Origin of the sequence: Usitatibacter rugosus (genome assembly GCF_013003965.1) — a bacterium.
GTDB classification, from domain to species: domain Bacteria; phylum Pseudomonadota; class Gammaproteobacteria; order Burkholderiales; family Usitatibacteraceae; genus Usitatibacter; species Usitatibacter rugosus.
The window spans coordinates 1,895,845-1,909,969 of the sequence record NZ_CP053069.1 but is presented as its reverse complement, the minus strand read 5'-3'; the positions used below and the strand labels follow the sequence as shown (position 1 = coordinate 1,909,969).

Sequence of the window (14,125 nt, the reverse complement as noted above, 5' to 3'; positions counted from 1 at the left end):
AAGATATCCATGCCCCATAACGCCTTCGACACCTACCAGTCCTTCAACCTCGCCTCCGGCGGCAAGGGGCAGTTCTATTCGCTGCCGGCGCTCGCCAAGACCTTCCCGAACGTCTCGAAGCTGCCCGTCTCCGTGCGCATCGTGCTGGAGTCGGTGCTGCGCAACGTGGACGGCAAGAAGGTCAGCGAAGCGCACGTGAAGGAGCTGGCCAACTGGGGCCCGACCGCCGCGCGCACCGCCGAGATCCCGTTCGTCCTCGCGCGCATCGTGCTGCAGGACTTCACCGGCGTTCCCCTGCTGGCCGACCTCGCCGCCATGCGCGGTGTCGCGCACAAGATGGGCAAGGATCCCAAGGTCGTCGAGCCGCTGGTGCCCGTGGACCTCGTCGTCGACCACTCGGTGCAGATCGACCACTACGGCACGGCCGATTCGCTCGACCTCAACATGAAGCTCGAGTTCTCCCGCAACAAGGAGCGCTACCAGTTCATGAAGTGGGGCATGCAGGCGTTCGACACGTTCAAGGTCGTGCCCCCGGGCGTGGGCATCGTGCACCAGGTGAACCTGGAGTACCTCGCGCGCGGCGTGTTCCACAAGAACGGCGTGTACTACCCCGATACGCTCGTCGGCACCGACAGCCACACCACGATGATCAACGGCGTGGGCGTGGTGGGCTGGGGCGTGGGCGGCATCGAGGCCGAGAGCGGCATGCTGGGCCAGCCCGTGTACTTCCTCACGCCGGACGTCGTTGGCGTGAACCTCACCGGCAAGCTCCGCGAGGGCATCACCGCCACGGACCTCGTGCTCACCGTCACGGAAATGCTGCGCAAGGCGAAAGTGGTCGGCAAGTTCGTCGAGTTCTTCGGTGAAGGTACCGCCTCGCTCGCCGTGCCCGACCGCGCCACCATCGCCAACATGGCGCCCGAGTACGGCGCGACCATGGGCTTCTTCCCCGTCGATTCGAAGACCGTCGAGTACTTCCGCAACTCCGGCCGTACGCCGGCGGAAGTGGACGCGTTCGAGTCCTACTTCAAGGCGCAGGGCCTGTTCGGCGTGCCGATGAAGGGCGACATCGCCTACTCGCAGGAGCTCTCGCTCGACCTGTCCACCATCAAGGCCTCCGTGGCCGGTCCGAAGCGCCCGCAGGATCGCATCGAGCTGGGCGCGTTGAAGAGCAAGTTCACCGAGCTCTTCTCCAAGCCGCCGGCGGAGAACGGCTTCTCCAAGAAGCCCGAGGACCTCGGCAAGCGCTTCAAGACCAAGGACGGCATCGACATCGGCTCCGGTGACGTGCTGATCGCCGCCATCACGTCGTGCACCAACACCTCCAACCCCGGCGTGCTGATCGCCGCGGGCCTGCTCGCCAAGAAGGCCGTCGAGAAGGGCCTCAAGGTGAAGCCGCATATCAAGACGTCGCTGGCCCCGGGCTCGCGCGTCGTGACGGATTACCTGAAGGCCGCCGGCCTGCTGGAGTCGCTCGAGAAGGTGGGCTTCTACCTCGCGGGCTACGGCTGCACCACGTGTATCGGCAACGCCGGCCCGCTCGCCGAGCCGATCGAGGAATCCGTCGTCGGCAACGACCTCGTTTGCGCCGCCGTGCTTTCCGGCAACCGCAACTTCGAAGCACGCATCCACGCCAACATCCGCGCGAATTTCCTGGCTTCGCCGCCGCTCGTGGTTGCCTACGCGATCGCCGGAACGGTGTTGAAGGACCTCGAGAACGAGCCGGTCGGCATGGGCACCCACGGCCCGGTGATGCTGAAGGACATCTGGCCCACGTCCGACGAGATCCACGCGCTCCTCAAGTACGCGCAGGACCCGAAGGTCTTCCAGAAGCTCTACGGCGACCTCACCAAGGACAATCCGCTGTGGGCCGCCATCCCGTCAACCCAGGGCCAGGTCTACGACTGGCCGAAGTCCACGTACATCGCCGAGCCGCCGTTCTTCGAGGGCTTCGGCATGAGCGCGGGCAAGGCGCATGACGTGAAGGGTGCCAAAGTGCTCGGCATCTTCGGCGACTCGGTCACCACGGACCACATCTCCCCCGCCGGCTCGATCAAGGACACCTCGCCCGCCGGCAAGTACCTCATCGGCAACGGCGTGATGAAGGCCGACTTCAACAGCTACGGCGCCCGCCGCGGCAACCACGAGGTGATGATGCGCGGCACGTTCGCCAACGTGCGCGTGAAGAACCTCATGCTGCCGCCGAAGCCGGACGGCACGCGCGTCGAAGGCGGCGTCACGTTGTACCAACCGGGCGGCGAGCTGATGTCGATCTACGACGCCGCGATGAAGTACATCGGCAACAAGGTCCCGACGGTCGTGTTCGGCGGCGAGGAATACGGCACGGGGTCGTCGCGCGACTGGGCGGCCAAGGGCACGCAGCTCCTCGGCGTGAAGGCGGTCGTGGCGCGCAGCTACGAGCGCATCCACCGCTCCAACCTCGTGGGCATGGGCGTGCTGCCGCTGCAGTTCAAGGACGGCGCCTCCGCGGAATCGCTCGGCATCACCGGCACGGAGACCGTGGACGTGGTCGGCGTCGAGGGCGGGATCAAGCCGCAGATGGACGCGAAGCTCGTGATCCACCGCGCGGATGGCTCGAAGCAGGAAGTGCCGGTGCTGGTTCGCATCGATACGCCGATCGAGGTGGACTACTACCTCCATGGCGGCATCCTGCCGTTCGTCCTTCGCGAGCTCGTGTCGAAAGCTCCCGCCACCGTCGCGGCCTAGGGCAAAGTCAAAGGCGAAAGGCGCCCTCCGCAGATAAACACAGATAAACGCGGATAGACCCACTGTTGGTTTTGGCCCTGCAAGGTTTTATCTGCGTTTATCTGTGTTTATCTGCGGAGGGAGCTTTTCGCCTGAACCAAGCCGCCGAAAGGCGGCTTTTTCTTTCATGAATGCCGAACGTCCCACCCGCATCCTCCCCGTGATCGTGCTCTCGCAATTCGCGGGCACGTCGCTGTGGTTCGCGGGCAACGCCGTGCTGCCGGACCTTCAGCGGGAGCTGGGGCTCGCGGGCAACGCCGTCGCGTCGATCACCTCGGCCGTGCAGCTGGGCTTCATCGCCGGCACGCTGGTGTTCGCGGTGCTCGCGATCGCCGACCGCTTCCTGCCCTCGCGTGTGTTCCTTGCTTGCGCGTTGCTGGGCGCAATCGCCAACGCGCTGGTCATCGCCACGCCGGCGCTGGCCGAGCCCTATCCCGCGATCCTTGCGCTGCGCTTCGCGACGGGATTCTTCCTCGCGGGGATCTATCCCGTGGGCATGCGCATCGCCGCAGGCTGGTATCGCGAGGGCCTCGGCAACGCGCTGGGGTGGCTCGTCGGCGCGCTCGTGCTCGGCACCGCGTTCCCGCACCTGCTGAAGGGCCTCGGGCAATCGATGCCGTGGAGCACGGTGCTCGCGAGCCTTTCCATCATCGCCGCGGCGGGCGGCGTGGCCATGGTCGTGCTGGTGCACGACGGTCCGTACGGCGTGAAGGGCTCGAAGTTCGATCCGCGCGCGGTCTTCCAGATCTTCTCGTCGCGCGACCTGCGGGCCTCGGCCTTCGGGTACTTCGGCCACATGTGGGAGCTCTACACGTTCTGGGCGCTCGTCCCGCTGCTGCTCGCGGGCTATGCGGCGATGAACGGTACCGCGCTGAATGTTCCCGCGTGGTCGTTCGCGGTCATCGGCGCGGGCGCGATCGGCTGCGTCGCGGGCGGTTACGCGTCCCGCACGGCCGGCAGCGCGAAAGTCGCCTTCGCGCAGCTCTCGCTCTCGGGGCTCTGCTGCCTTGCCTCGCCGCTCGCGTTCCTGCTCCCCGCCCCCTTCTTCCTGGCCTTCCTCGTCGCCTGGGGCGTCTTCGTCGTCGGCGACTCGCCGCAGTTCTCGGCGCTGAACGCGGCGAACGCGCCGAAGGCGCTCGTGGGCTCCACGCTCACATTGGTGAACTGCATCGGCTTCGCGATCACGATCCCCAGCATCGCCCTCGCGGCACGCCTGGCGGAGAGGCTGCCCCTGGAATGGCTGTTCGTCCCGGTCGCGGTGGGGCCGGCCCTGGGCCTGCTGGCGACCCGGCCCCTTTGTATCCGGAACAAGCAGTAATACAAACCTGCCGATTGTACGATTGCCGGCCCGGCGTACAATGACGCCATGCCCTCCCTCGTCCCCTGGCTCGCCGAACGCATCGTGGAGCACCTCGAGCGCTCCGGGGCGGAGCCGGGAGCGCACATCACCGAGCAGAGCCTCGCCGACCACTTCCGGGTGTCCCGCTCGCCGGTGCGCCGGGCGCTGGCCCTGCTGTCGGAAACGCGGGCGATCGAGCGCCAGCCCAACCGCGGGTACTTCATCGCCCAGCGCCCCTCCGCGGCCGCACGCGTGGAAGTCGCCGCCGCGGCCGGGGATGACGACAGCCTCTACTACCGCATCGCCGAGGATCGCCTCTCGGGCCGCATTCCCGAGCGCGTCACGGAAATGGCGCTCACCCGGCGCTACAAGGCGACGCGCGCGCATGTCCGCGCCCTTCTCGAGCGCATGGCGAAGGAAGGCTGGCTGCAGCGGCTCCCGGGCCACGGCTGGGCCTTCGAGCCGATGCTGGCCTCGGTCGAGGCCTACGAGAAGAGCTTCCACTTCCGCTCGCTGATCGAGCCGGCGGCGCTGCGCACGGCGGGCTATCACCTCGCGCCTGACGCCATCGCGCGGCTGCGGCAACGCCAACGCGATCTCCTCGACGGAGGCCTGAAGCGAATGTCGGATGCGGAGGTCTTCGAGATCGGCGCGACCTTCCACGAAGTGATGGTGGGCGGCTCGGGCAACCCGTTCCTCGTCGATGCGATCCGGCGCGTGAACGCGCTCCGCCGCCTGCTCGAGTACCGCGCCAAGCGCAGCCGCGAGAAGGTCGTGCGCCAGTGCACCGAACACCTGAAGCTGCTGGATCTCATCGAGGCGGGAAAGCTCGAGCAGGCCGCGCGCATGCTCGAGAAGCACCTCGTGGTCGCCCGCAAGACGAAGATCGCGCTGGTGGGCGATTGAGCATGGCCACCGCGTTCCCCCATCGCTTCATCGACGTGCCCGCCCTCGGCCCTGCCGTGGCGCGCCTGCCCGTCGTCCTTCGAATCCTGCTGGAGAACGTCGCACGCACGCAGGAAGGCCAGGAGCGCGATGCAGCGATCGCCGCCCTCCTCGATTGGGAGAAGCACGGCACGAGCGAAGCCGAGATCCAGGTGCAGCCCATGCGCGTGCTGATGCACGACACGACGAGCACGCCGGCGCTCGTGGACATCGCGGCCATGCGCGACTCGCTCGCCGAGCACGGCATCGATCCGCGATCGCTGAACCCCGTCCTGCACGTGGATGCGTCGGTGGATCACTCGCTCGCGGTCGAGGTGCACGGACGCGACGACGCCGCCACGGTGAACCTCGCGCACGAGCTGCGCCGCAACGCCGAGCGCTACCGGTTCCTGCGCTGGGCTTCGAAGAGCCTCGAGCACGTGCACATCCATCCGCCCGGCACCGGCATCATGCACACGATCAACCTGGAGCAGCTCGCGACCGTCGTCACGACGGAAACGCGCGCGGGCGAGACGTGGGCTGTGCCCGACCTGATGATCGGCACCGACAGCCACACGCCCATGGTGAATGGCATCGGCGTGCTCGCGTGGGGCGTGGGCGGCCTCGAGGCGCAGACCGTCATGTTCGGCATGCCGGTGACGCTCCGCATTCCCGACGTGATCGGCGTGCAGCTCACGGGCAAGCTCGGCCGCGGCGCGCTGGCCACGGATCTCGCGCTCGTGGTGACGCAGCGCCTGCGCGAGCTCGGCGTCTCCGGCGAGTTCGTCGAGTTCCACGGGCCGGGCGTCTCGACGCTCTCCGCGGGCGACCGCGCCGTCGTCGCCAACATGGCCCCGGAGTACGGCGCCTCCACCGGCTACTTTCCCATCGACGACGCCACGCTCACTTACCTGCGTGGCACGGGGCGCGACGAGGAGTCGATTCGCCTTGTCGAAGCGTATGCGCGGCGCACCGGCCTGTGGTTCGATCCAGCAGCCGTGCCCCGATACACGAAGGCGATCTCGATCGACCTCGCGGCTGTCGGCATGAACGTAGCCGGCCCGAAGCGCCCGCAGGATTGTCTCCCCTATTTCGACACGGCCGAGGCCCTTCGCAAGGCCGCGCCGGGGAATGCGGCATTTCCGGTCGTCATCGCCGCGATCACGAGCTGCACGAACACCTCGGATCCCCGGTTGCTCATCGCGGCCGGTCTCCTGGCGCGCAAGGCGCGCGAGGCGGGTCTCACGGTCGCGCCCGGCGTGAAGACCTCGCTCGCACCGGGCTCTCCGGCCGCGGCGCGTTATCTCGCGCGTTGCGGCCTCGATCGCGACCTGGGAGCGCTCGGCTTCCAGATCGTGGGCTACGGCTGCACCACGTGCATCGGCAATTCGGGCCCGCTGCCCGCGACGCAGCGTCCCGGCCACCCGGTGGCGGTGCTGTCGGGCAACCGGAACTTCCCGGGGCGCATCCATCCGGATCTCGACCTCGCCTTCATCATGTCGCCGCCGCTGGTCGTGGCCTTCGCGCTCGCGGGCGACGCGTCGCATAACCTGCGCGACGAGCCTTTCATTGCCGCCGATGGACGGCGCGTCACGCTGGAGCAGATCTGGCCGACGGATGCCGAGATCGAGGCCGCGATGGAGATCGCCCTCGACACCCGGGATTTCGCGGAGGCGTTCAAGGTCGCCACCGCGGCACCGGCTTGGCATGCGCTGGAGAGTCCCTCCGGCGCCCGCTTCGCGTGGGATCCGCGCTCGACGATGCTGCGCCGTCCGCCCTTCGCTTCCGTCGAGGCAGGCTGCCTGCTCGGGCGCTACGCGGCGTATCCGCTGCTCGTGCTGGGCGACGACATCACCACGGACCACATCTCGCCCGCGAGCGCGATCCCCAAGGACAGCTTCGTCGCCGACTTCCTCGTGGAGCGCGGCGAGGACCGCGACGACCTCAACGTCTTCGCCTCGCGCCGCGGCAACTGGGAGGTGATGCTGCGCGCCGCGTTCCACAATCGCACGGTTCGCAACGCCCTCGCGCCCGACGCGCCGGTCGCCCACACCCTGCATGCGCCGAGCGGCGAGGTCGTGCCGATCTGGGAGGCGGCCCGTCGCTACGAAGCGGATGGGGCAGCGGTCGTCATCGTCGCCGGCCACCGCTACGGCACCGGATCCTCGCGCGATTGGGCGGCGAAGGGCCAGCGCCTCCTGGGCGTGCGCGCCGTGCTGGCGTCGAGCTTCGAGCGCATCCACCGCTCGAACCTCGTCGGCATGGGCATCCTGCCGCTGCGCCTGCCCGAGGGCACCGGGCCCGCGGAGCTCGCATTGCGCGCCGGCGACCGCATCGAAGTGAACGTGCAACCCGAGGACCTGAAGCCGCGAGGCGCCGTGCCCGTCACGATCCTTCGCGCCGACGGCACTCGCACGGCGCTGGCCGCGACGGCCGCCGTCGAAACCCTGTTCGAGATCGCCCTGCTCCGCGACGGCGGCGTTCTGCCCCACATCCTTCGCGGCGCATTCCGCAACGCAGCGTGAATACCACTACCCCTCAAGGAGAGACTCCATGAAGAAGACCCTGCAACTGTTGTCCGCCACGCTGCTGAGCGCGGCCGCTTTCGCGGCGTTCGCCCAATCGCCGGTGAAGATCCTGATGCCCTCGAACCCCGGCGGCGGCTGGGACCAGACCGGCCGCACCCTCGGCAAGACGATGCTCGACTCGAAGCTCGTCTCCAGCGCGCAGTACGAGAACAAGGGCGGCGCGGGCGGCACCATCGGGCTCGCCGCGTTCCTGAACGGCTCGAAGGGCGATCCCACGCAGCTCATGGTCGCGGGCCAGGCGCTCGTCGCCGCGGTGGAGCTGAACCGTGCGGCCGTGCGTGTGCAGCAGGCCACCCCGATCGCGCGCCTCCTCGCCGAGTACTCGGTGATCGTGGTGCCGGCGAACTCGCCGTACAAAACGATGGCCGACGTCATCAAGGACTTCAAGGCCAACCCGGGCGCCGTGAACTGGGGCGCGGGCTCCGCGGGCAGCACCGAGCATCTCCTGATCGGCCTCATCGCCAAGGCGGTTGGCGTCGAAGGCTCGAAGATCAACTACATCGCGTTCAAGGGCGGCGGGGAAGCGGTGCCCGCGATCATCGGCGGCCACGTGAAGGTCGGCGCCTCCGGCCTGGGCGAGTTCGCGGAGCACATCAAGAGCGGCAAGATGCGCGCGCTGGCGGTCTCCGCCCCGACGGCGATCGACGGCATCCCCTCGCTCAAGGAGCAAGGCATCGACGTCGTGTTCGGCAACTGGCGTGGCGTGTGGGCGGGCCCGGAGATCACCGCCGCCCAGCGCGCGCAGATCGTGAAGATGGTCCAGACCGCGGCCGAGACCGCCGAATGGAAGGCCATGCTCGCGAAGATGGGCTGGACCCCGACCCTGCTGACGGGCGACGCCTTCACCAAGTTCGTCGACGACGAGTCGAAGAGCCTCGGATCCCTCGTCGAGTCCCTCGGACTGCGCAAGTAACGCCTACGGCGTACCAAGGCGAAAGGCGTCCTCCGCAGATAAACACAGATAAACGCAGATAACAGCAATGCAGGGTCTAACCCCAGATTGCCGTTCATCCGCGTTTATCTGTGTTTATCTGCGGAGGACGCCTTTTGCCTTAACCAGGAGGAGCGACAGCGACGTCGGACTGCCCGCTGTCGCGGAGGGCCTTGGCGACGAAGCCCGAGGCCTTCATCTCCTCGATGAATGCCGCCAGGTACGCGTGCGCGGCACTGCGGCCCTTCGGAACGCCCGAGGCCTGCTGGATCACCATGAAGCTCTCCGGCATCACGCGGTAGCCCGGGTGGCTCGCGGCGGAAGCCTCGAGCGGCTGGCGAACGCCGGCCACCGCATCGAGCGGCTCCGAGAAGAACTGTGCGATCGCGGCCTTCGAGCTCTCCGAGCGCACGAGCGTGGCGTGCTTGATCTCGCGCGTGAGGTAGAGGTCGTACGCGGTCTTGAGTCCCACGGCGATCTTCACGCCCACGCGGTCGGCATCGGCCGGCGTCTTCATCGGCGAGGCCTCGGCCACCATGTACGTGCCCTCGATGTGGACGTACGCGGCCGTGAAGTCGATGTCGGTCGCGCGCGCCGGATCGATGGCGAGGAAGGCCACGTCCCACTCGCGGTTCTTCACCGCGTCCGCGAGCTTGCCCGCGGTCTCGTAGGTCGTGAACTTCACGTCGACGCCGAGGCGCCTGGCGAGCTCGCGCGCGAGCGCGGCCCCCACGCCCTTCGGGTCGCCGCCGTGCGGATCCTTCTGCGCGATGACGGGATTGCCCATGTTGATGCCCGCGCGCAGGAACCCGCTGGGCGTGAACTGGCGCTTGGCTTCGGCGATGTCGGTCATGCGGAGATCTTCGCGTCGTCGATGAGCTTCTGGTAGCGCGCCACCTCGGAGCGCAGGAAGTCGCCGAACTGCTTCGGCGACATGGACGAAGGCTTGGCGTCGAACTCGTCCAGGCGCTTCACGACGTCGGGACTCTGGCCGAACGCCAGCATCGCGGCATTGATGCGCTCGACGATCGGCTGCGGGATGCCCTTCGGCCCGACGATGCCGTACCAGGTGATGATCTCGTAGCCCGGCAGCGTCTCGGCGATCGCGGGCACGTTCGGATACTCCGCGAGCCGCTTCGACGTGGTCACCGCGAGCAGCGTGAGCTTGCCGCCCTTCACCTGGGGCACCGCGGTACCCGTGGAGCTGAAGGTGAGGTCCACGTCGCCCGCCAGCAACGCGGCCAGCCCCTCGCCCGTCCCCTTGAACGGGACGTGCAGCAGGTCCACGCCGGCGCGCAGCTTGAAATCCTCGGCCGCGAAGTGCTGGAGGCTGCCGATGCCCGACGAAGCGAACGTGAGCTTGCCCGGGTTTTTCTTCGCGTACGCGATCAGGTCCGCCACGTCCTTGAACTTGTGCTTCGGATGGTGGCAGAGCATGTTCGGCGAGGTGGCGATGATTCCGATCGGCGTGAAGTCGTCCACCGGATGGAACTTGCCCTTGGCCAGCAGCAGCGCGCCGATCACGTTGGAGTTGGCGTTCGCCGCTTGCAGCGTGTAGCCATCGGGCGCGCTCTTGGCGACGATCTCCGAGCAGATCGTGCCCGTGGCACCAGTTTTGTTCTCGACGATGACGGGCTGGCCCAGTGCGTCGGTGAGCTTGGCGGCCACGAGGCGCGCGGTGCCGTCACCACCCCCACCCGGCGGAAAGCCCACCATCAGCTTGACCGGCCGCGTGGGCCATTTGTCCTGCGCCCACGCGAGCGGAGAGCCCACTACGGGCAGCGCCGCGAGGGCAGCCAGCAGCGAGCGCCGATTCATGCTGTGATCTTCGCGTCGATGATGAGCTTCTGGTAGCGCGCGACCTCGGCTTTCCAGAAATCGCCGAACTGCTTCGGGCTGCCGGAGCTCACCTTGGCGTCGAGCTCGTCGAAGCGCTTCACGACGGCCGGGTCCTTGAGGATCGCCTGCACCTCGGTGTAGATGCGATCGACGATCGCCAGCGGCAGGTTCTTCGGTCCCGCCAGGCCATACCACGTGGAGATGTCGTAGCCCGGCAGCGTCTCGGCGATCGCGGGCGTGGTCGGGTAATCGGGGAGCCGCTTGGGCGAGCCCACCGCGAGCAGGATCAGCTTCCCGCCCTTCACCTGCGGCACCGCGGAGCCCGTCGAGCTGAACGTGAGGTCCACGTCGCCGGAGAGCAGCGCCGCCATCGCTTCACCGGTCCCCTTGAACGGCACGTGCAGCATGTCCACGCCCGCGCGCAGCTTGAAGTCCTCCGCGGCGATGTGCTGGATGCTGCCCACGCCGGAAGATGCGAACGTGAGCTTGCCGGGATTGGCCTTCGCGTACGCGATGAGGTCGGGCACGTCCTTGAACTTGTGCTTCGGGTGGTGGCACAGCATCTGCGGCGTGATGCCGATCAGCGTGATCGGCGTGAAGTCGTTGATCGGGTCGAACTTGCCCTTGGCGACCAGCAGCGGGCCGATCGCATTCGAGTTGATGTGCGCGACTTGCAGGGTGTAGCCGTCGGGTGGCGACTTCGCGACGATGTCCGAGCAGATCGTGCCGGTGGCGCCCGTCTTGTTGTCGATGATGACCGGCTGCCCGAGGCGCTCGCCGAGCTTGGCACCGACCAGGCGGCCCATCGCGTCCGCGCCGCCTCCGGGCGGGAAGCCGATCATCAGCTTGATGGGCTTGTTGGGCCACTTGTCCTGGGCCAGCGCGCCGCGCGCGCCGAGCAGGGGGAGGGTCGAAAGGGCGGCGAGCAACTGGCGGCGGCGGGGAAGCGGTTTCATCGGCTTGTCTTTTGAGGAGGGAGAGCGGAAATGGGAGGTTACCTGTCGCCAGCCTTGGCCGGGAAGTGACCGGCAGGAGAGGTCCTTCAGATAGAACAGCGCGGGTCCAGTGGTGGCCGGCCATGCTAACGTGGTTACCCCATGTTTCTGCGTTCCCTCCCCCCGGAAAGCGGTGCCTCGTACTACAGCGTCGATGCCTTCGCGATCGAGGCGGGCATCGCGGTCGACACGATCCCGGCCTGCCTTCGCATCCTCGCGGAAAACGTGCTTCGCCACGTGGGGCGCAACGGCGTCACCGCGGCGGATCTCGAGACGCTGCTGCGCTGGAAGCCCGAAGCCCCCCAAACGCTCGCCGTTCCTTTCCACCCCGCGCGCGTCCTGATGCAGGACTACACCGGCATTCCCGCCCTCGTCGACCTCGCGGCCTTGCGCGACGCAATGCGAGACCAGGGCCGCGAGCCGTCGCGCATCAACCCGCAGATCCCCGTCGATCTCGTGATCGACCATTCGCTCATCGTCGACCGCGCGGGCCACGCCGGGGCGCTCTCCTTCAACCTCGCGCGCGAGTTCGAGCGCAACGCCGAGCGCTACCAGCTCGCGCGCTGGGCGCAGGGCGCGTTCGACAGCCTGCGTGTCGTCCCGCCGGGCAACGGCATCCTCCACCAGGTGAACATCGAGCGCATAGCGCAGGTCGTGCGCACAGGGACGCACGACGGAAAACCGATCGCCTTCCCCGACACGATGGTCGGCACCGACAGCCACAGCACGATGGTGAACGGCGTCGGCGTGCTCGGCTGGGGCGTGGGCGGCATCGAGGCCGAGGCCGCGATGCTGGGCCTGCCGCTCATCGTTCCGCTGGGGCGCATCGTGGGCGTGCGCCTCACGGGGCAGCTCCGCGAAGGCATCACCGCGACCGACCTCGTGCTGACACTCACGAAGACGATGCGCGCGTTCGGCGTGATCGACGCGCTGGTCGAGTTCTGCGGCCCCGCGCTCGCGACACTCCCGGTCGCCGACCGCGTCACGCTCGCCAACATGGCGCCGGAGTTCGGCTCGACGTGCGCCCTCTTCCCGATCGATACGGAGACGCTTCGCTATCTCGAGCTCACCGGGCGCGATGCCAAGCGAGTGGCCCTCGTCGAGGCGTATGCGCGCGCGCAGGGCCTGTGGCGCGACGCGGAGACGCGCGAGCCCACGTTCAGCGATGTCGTCGAGTTCGATCTCTCCACCGTGGAACCGACGGTGGCGGGGCCGCGCAAGCCCCACTCGCGCGTGGCACTCGGCGCCGTGCCGGAAAACTTCCGCGAGGAGATGACGCGAGGCGCGTCCGATACGGGCACGCTTTCCGACGGCGCGATCGTCGTGGCCGCGATCACGAGCTGCACCAATACGTCGAACCCGGCCGTGATGCTCGCTGCCGGCCTGCTCGCGCGGAAGGCCGTCGCGCGCGGCCTCCTGTCGAAGCCGTGGGTGAAGACCTCGCTCACACCCGGCTCGCTCGTCGTGGGGCGCTACCTCGAAGCGAGCGGCCTGCAGCGGGATCTCGACGCGCTCGGCTTCCAGGTGGCGGGTTACGGCTGCGCCACGTGTGGCGGCAACTCGGGTGAGCTCGATGCGAAAGTCGCCGAGGAGATCCGCGAACGCGACCTCGTCGCCTGCGCGGTGCTCTCGGGCAACCGCAACTTCGAAGCCCGCATCCATCCGCTCGCGCGCGCCAACTACCTCATGTCCCCGCCGCTCGTCGTGGCCTACGCGATCGCGGGCCACGTGGGGATCGACCTCACGTCGGAGCCGCTCGCCACCGACCGCGACGGCAAGCCCGTTTACTTACGAGAGCTGTGGCCCTCGAACGCCGAGGTGGCCGAGCTGGGCGCCAACGTGCTCTCCCCGGAGCTCTTCGAGAAAAGCTACGCCACGCTCTTCGACGGCAGCCCCGAATGGGCCGCGCTCGAGGCTCCGGAGGGCACGCTCTTCCCGTGGGCCGCGAAGAGCACGTACATTCGCCGCCCGCCCTACCTCGATTCCTTCGAGACCGTAGCCGCGCCCGTCCCGGACATCGAAGCCGCACGCGCGCTGCTGATGCTGGGCGACGGGATCACCACCGACCACATCTCGCCGGTGGGCAACATCGCCGCCGGCTCGCCCGCGGCGTTGCACCTGCGCGAGCGCGGCGTGGCCTCCGTCGATTTCAACGCGTACGGATCGCGCCGCGCGAACCATGAGGTGATGGTGCGCGGCACGTTCGCCAACATTCGTCTCAAGAACGAGCTCGCCGGCGGCCGCGAGGGCGGCATCACGCGCCACGTGCCGAGTGGCGAAGTGCTGAGCATCTTCGACGCGGCCGAGCGCTACGCGGCCGAAGGCGTGCCGCTGGTGATCGTCGCCGGACGCGACTACGGAGCGGGCTCGTCGCGCGACTGGGCCGCCAAGGGCTCGGCGCTGCTGGGCGTACGCGCCGTGATCGCCGAGAGCTTCGAGCGCATCCACCGCTCGAACCTCGTGATGATGGGCATCCTGCCGCTCGCGTTTCCCGAGGGCGTCACGCGCCAGACGCTGCGACTCGACGGCTCGGAGACTTTCGATCTCGCAGGCCTCGCGCACCGCGTGGCACCGCGCGCGATGCTGCCGCTACGCATCCATCGCGCCGACGGGACGATCGAGACGATTCAACTCAAGTGCCGCATCGAGACGCCGAACGAGCAGCACGTGTGGGTCGCGGGCGGCATGATGCCGTTCGTCCTGCGCCGTCTCGGCGCCGAACCCGAAAAGGAGGCTGCCTGAC

9 protein-coding genes are annotated in these 14,125 nt (G+C 68.2%); 6 read left to right on the top strand and 3 right to left on the bottom strand.

Translation table 11 applies throughout. The features are described from left to right. Window positions 1–9 precede the first annotated feature (9 nt). From acnA (DSM104443_RS09270) to DSM104443_RS09250, 5 genes are all read left to right on the top strand, one after another. Window positions 10–2,727 (top strand): aconitate hydratase AcnA, encoded by a 2,718-nt coding sequence (gene acnA, locus DSM104443_RS09270; RefSeq protein ID WP_171091543.1) that lies wholly within the window; start codon window positions 10–12, stop codon window positions 2,725–2,727. A 166-nt stretch (window positions 2,728–2,893) separates the two neighbouring features. Continuing rightward, the gene (locus DSM104443_RS09265) at window positions 2,894–4,084 is read left to right on the top strand and encodes an MFS transporter (protein WP_171091542.1); all 1,191 of its coding nucleotides are present in this window, start codon (window positions 2,894–2,896) and stop codon (window positions 4,082–4,084) included. A gap of 48 nt (window positions 4,085–4,132) precedes the next feature. Beyond that, the gene (locus tag DSM104443_RS09260; protein ID WP_171091540.1) at window positions 4,133–5,011 is read left to right on the top strand and encodes a GntR family transcriptional regulator; all 879 of its coding nucleotides are present in this window, start codon (window positions 4,133–4,135) and stop codon (window positions 5,009–5,011) included. Between the two features lie 2 nt (window positions 5,012–5,013). After that, on the top strand, window positions 5,014–7,554 hold the full coding sequence (acnA, locus tag DSM104443_RS09255) for an aconitate hydratase AcnA (RefSeq protein ID WP_171091539.1): 2,541 nt from the start codon (window positions 5,014–5,016) through the stop codon (window positions 7,552–7,554). A 28-nt stretch (window positions 7,555–7,582) separates the two neighbouring features. Beyond that, window positions 7,583–8,530, top strand: coding sequence for a Bug family tripartite tricarboxylate transporter substrate binding protein (locus DSM104443_RS09250; protein ID WP_171091537.1), 948 nt, complete (start codon window positions 7,583–7,585; stop codon window positions 8,528–8,530). A gap of 139 nt (window positions 8,531–8,669) precedes the next feature. Here the strand turns inward: DSM104443_RS09250 and DSM104443_RS09245 are convergent, their stop codons facing one another. The 3 genes from DSM104443_RS09245 to DSM104443_RS09235 are packed head-to-tail and all read right to left on the bottom strand — an operon-like array spanning window position 8,670 to window position 11,343. Beyond that, entirely contained in the window at window positions 8,670–9,401 is a 732-nt protein-coding gene (locus tag DSM104443_RS09245; protein WP_171091534.1) for an ABC transporter substrate-binding protein, read from the bottom strand. Continuing rightward, window positions 9,398–10,366, bottom strand: coding sequence for a Bug family tripartite tricarboxylate transporter substrate binding protein (locus DSM104443_RS09240; RefSeq protein WP_171091532.1), 969 nt, complete (start codon window positions 10,364–10,366; stop codon window positions 9,398–9,400). Before DSM104443_RS09240 ends, DSM104443_RS09245 begins: the two co-directional genes overlap by 4 nt. Beyond that, window positions 10,363–11,343 (bottom strand): Bug family tripartite tricarboxylate transporter substrate binding protein, encoded by a 981-nt coding sequence (locus DSM104443_RS09235; protein ID WP_171091530.1) that lies wholly within the window; start codon window positions 11,341–11,343, stop codon window positions 10,363–10,365. The genes DSM104443_RS09240 and DSM104443_RS09235 overlap by 4 nt, the downstream gene beginning before the upstream one ends. Window positions 11,344–11,484: 141 nt before the next feature. Here DSM104443_RS09235 and acnA (DSM104443_RS09230) point away from each other — a divergent pair, with 141 nt between their 5' ends. After that, window positions 11,485–14,124 carry an aconitate hydratase AcnA gene (gene acnA, locus DSM104443_RS09230; RefSeq protein WP_171091528.1) on the top strand — a complete coding sequence of 880 codons (2,640 nt, stop codon included), beginning with the start codon at window positions 11,485–11,487 and terminating at the stop codon, window positions 14,122–14,124. Window position 14,125 lies beyond the last annotated feature (1 nt).

What these genes read in the sequence shown, in the direction of transcription:
- DSM104443_RS09260 (WP_171091540.1), top strand. Translation starts at nt 4,133, where the DNA reads ATGCCCTCCCTCGTCCCCTGGCTCGCCGAACGCATCGTGGAGCACCTC.
- DSM104443_RS09245 (WP_171091534.1), bottom strand. Translation starts at nt 9,401, where the DNA reads ATGACCGACATCGCCGAAGCCAAGCGCCAGTTCACGCCCAGCGGGTTC.
- DSM104443_RS09240 (WP_171091532.1), bottom strand. Translation starts at nt 10,366, where the DNA reads ATGAATCGGCGCTCGCTGCTGGCTGCCCTCGCGGCGCTGCCCGTAGTG.
- DSM104443_RS09265 (WP_171091542.1), top strand. Translation starts at nt 2,894, where the DNA reads ATGAATGCCGAACGTCCCACCCGCATCCTCCCCGTGATCGTGCTCTCG.
- acnA (WP_171091539.1), top strand. Translation starts at nt 5,014, where the DNA reads ATGGCCACCGCGTTCCCCCATCGCTTCATCGACGTGCCCGCCCTCGGC.
- DSM104443_RS09235 (WP_171091530.1), bottom strand. Translation starts at nt 11,343, where the DNA reads ATGAAACCGCTTCCCCGCCGCCGCCAGTTGCTCGCCGCCCTTTCGACC.
- acnA (WP_171091528.1), top strand. Translation starts at nt 11,485, where the DNA reads ATGTTTCTGCGTTCCCTCCCCCCGGAAAGCGGTGCCTCGTACTACAGC.
- acnA (WP_171091543.1), top strand. Translation starts at nt 10, where the DNA reads ATGCCCCATAACGCCTTCGACACCTACCAGTCCTTCAACCTCGCCTCC.
- DSM104443_RS09250 (WP_171091537.1), top strand. Translation starts at nt 7,583, where the DNA reads ATGAAGAAGACCCTGCAACTGTTGTCCGCCACGCTGCTGAGCGCGGCC.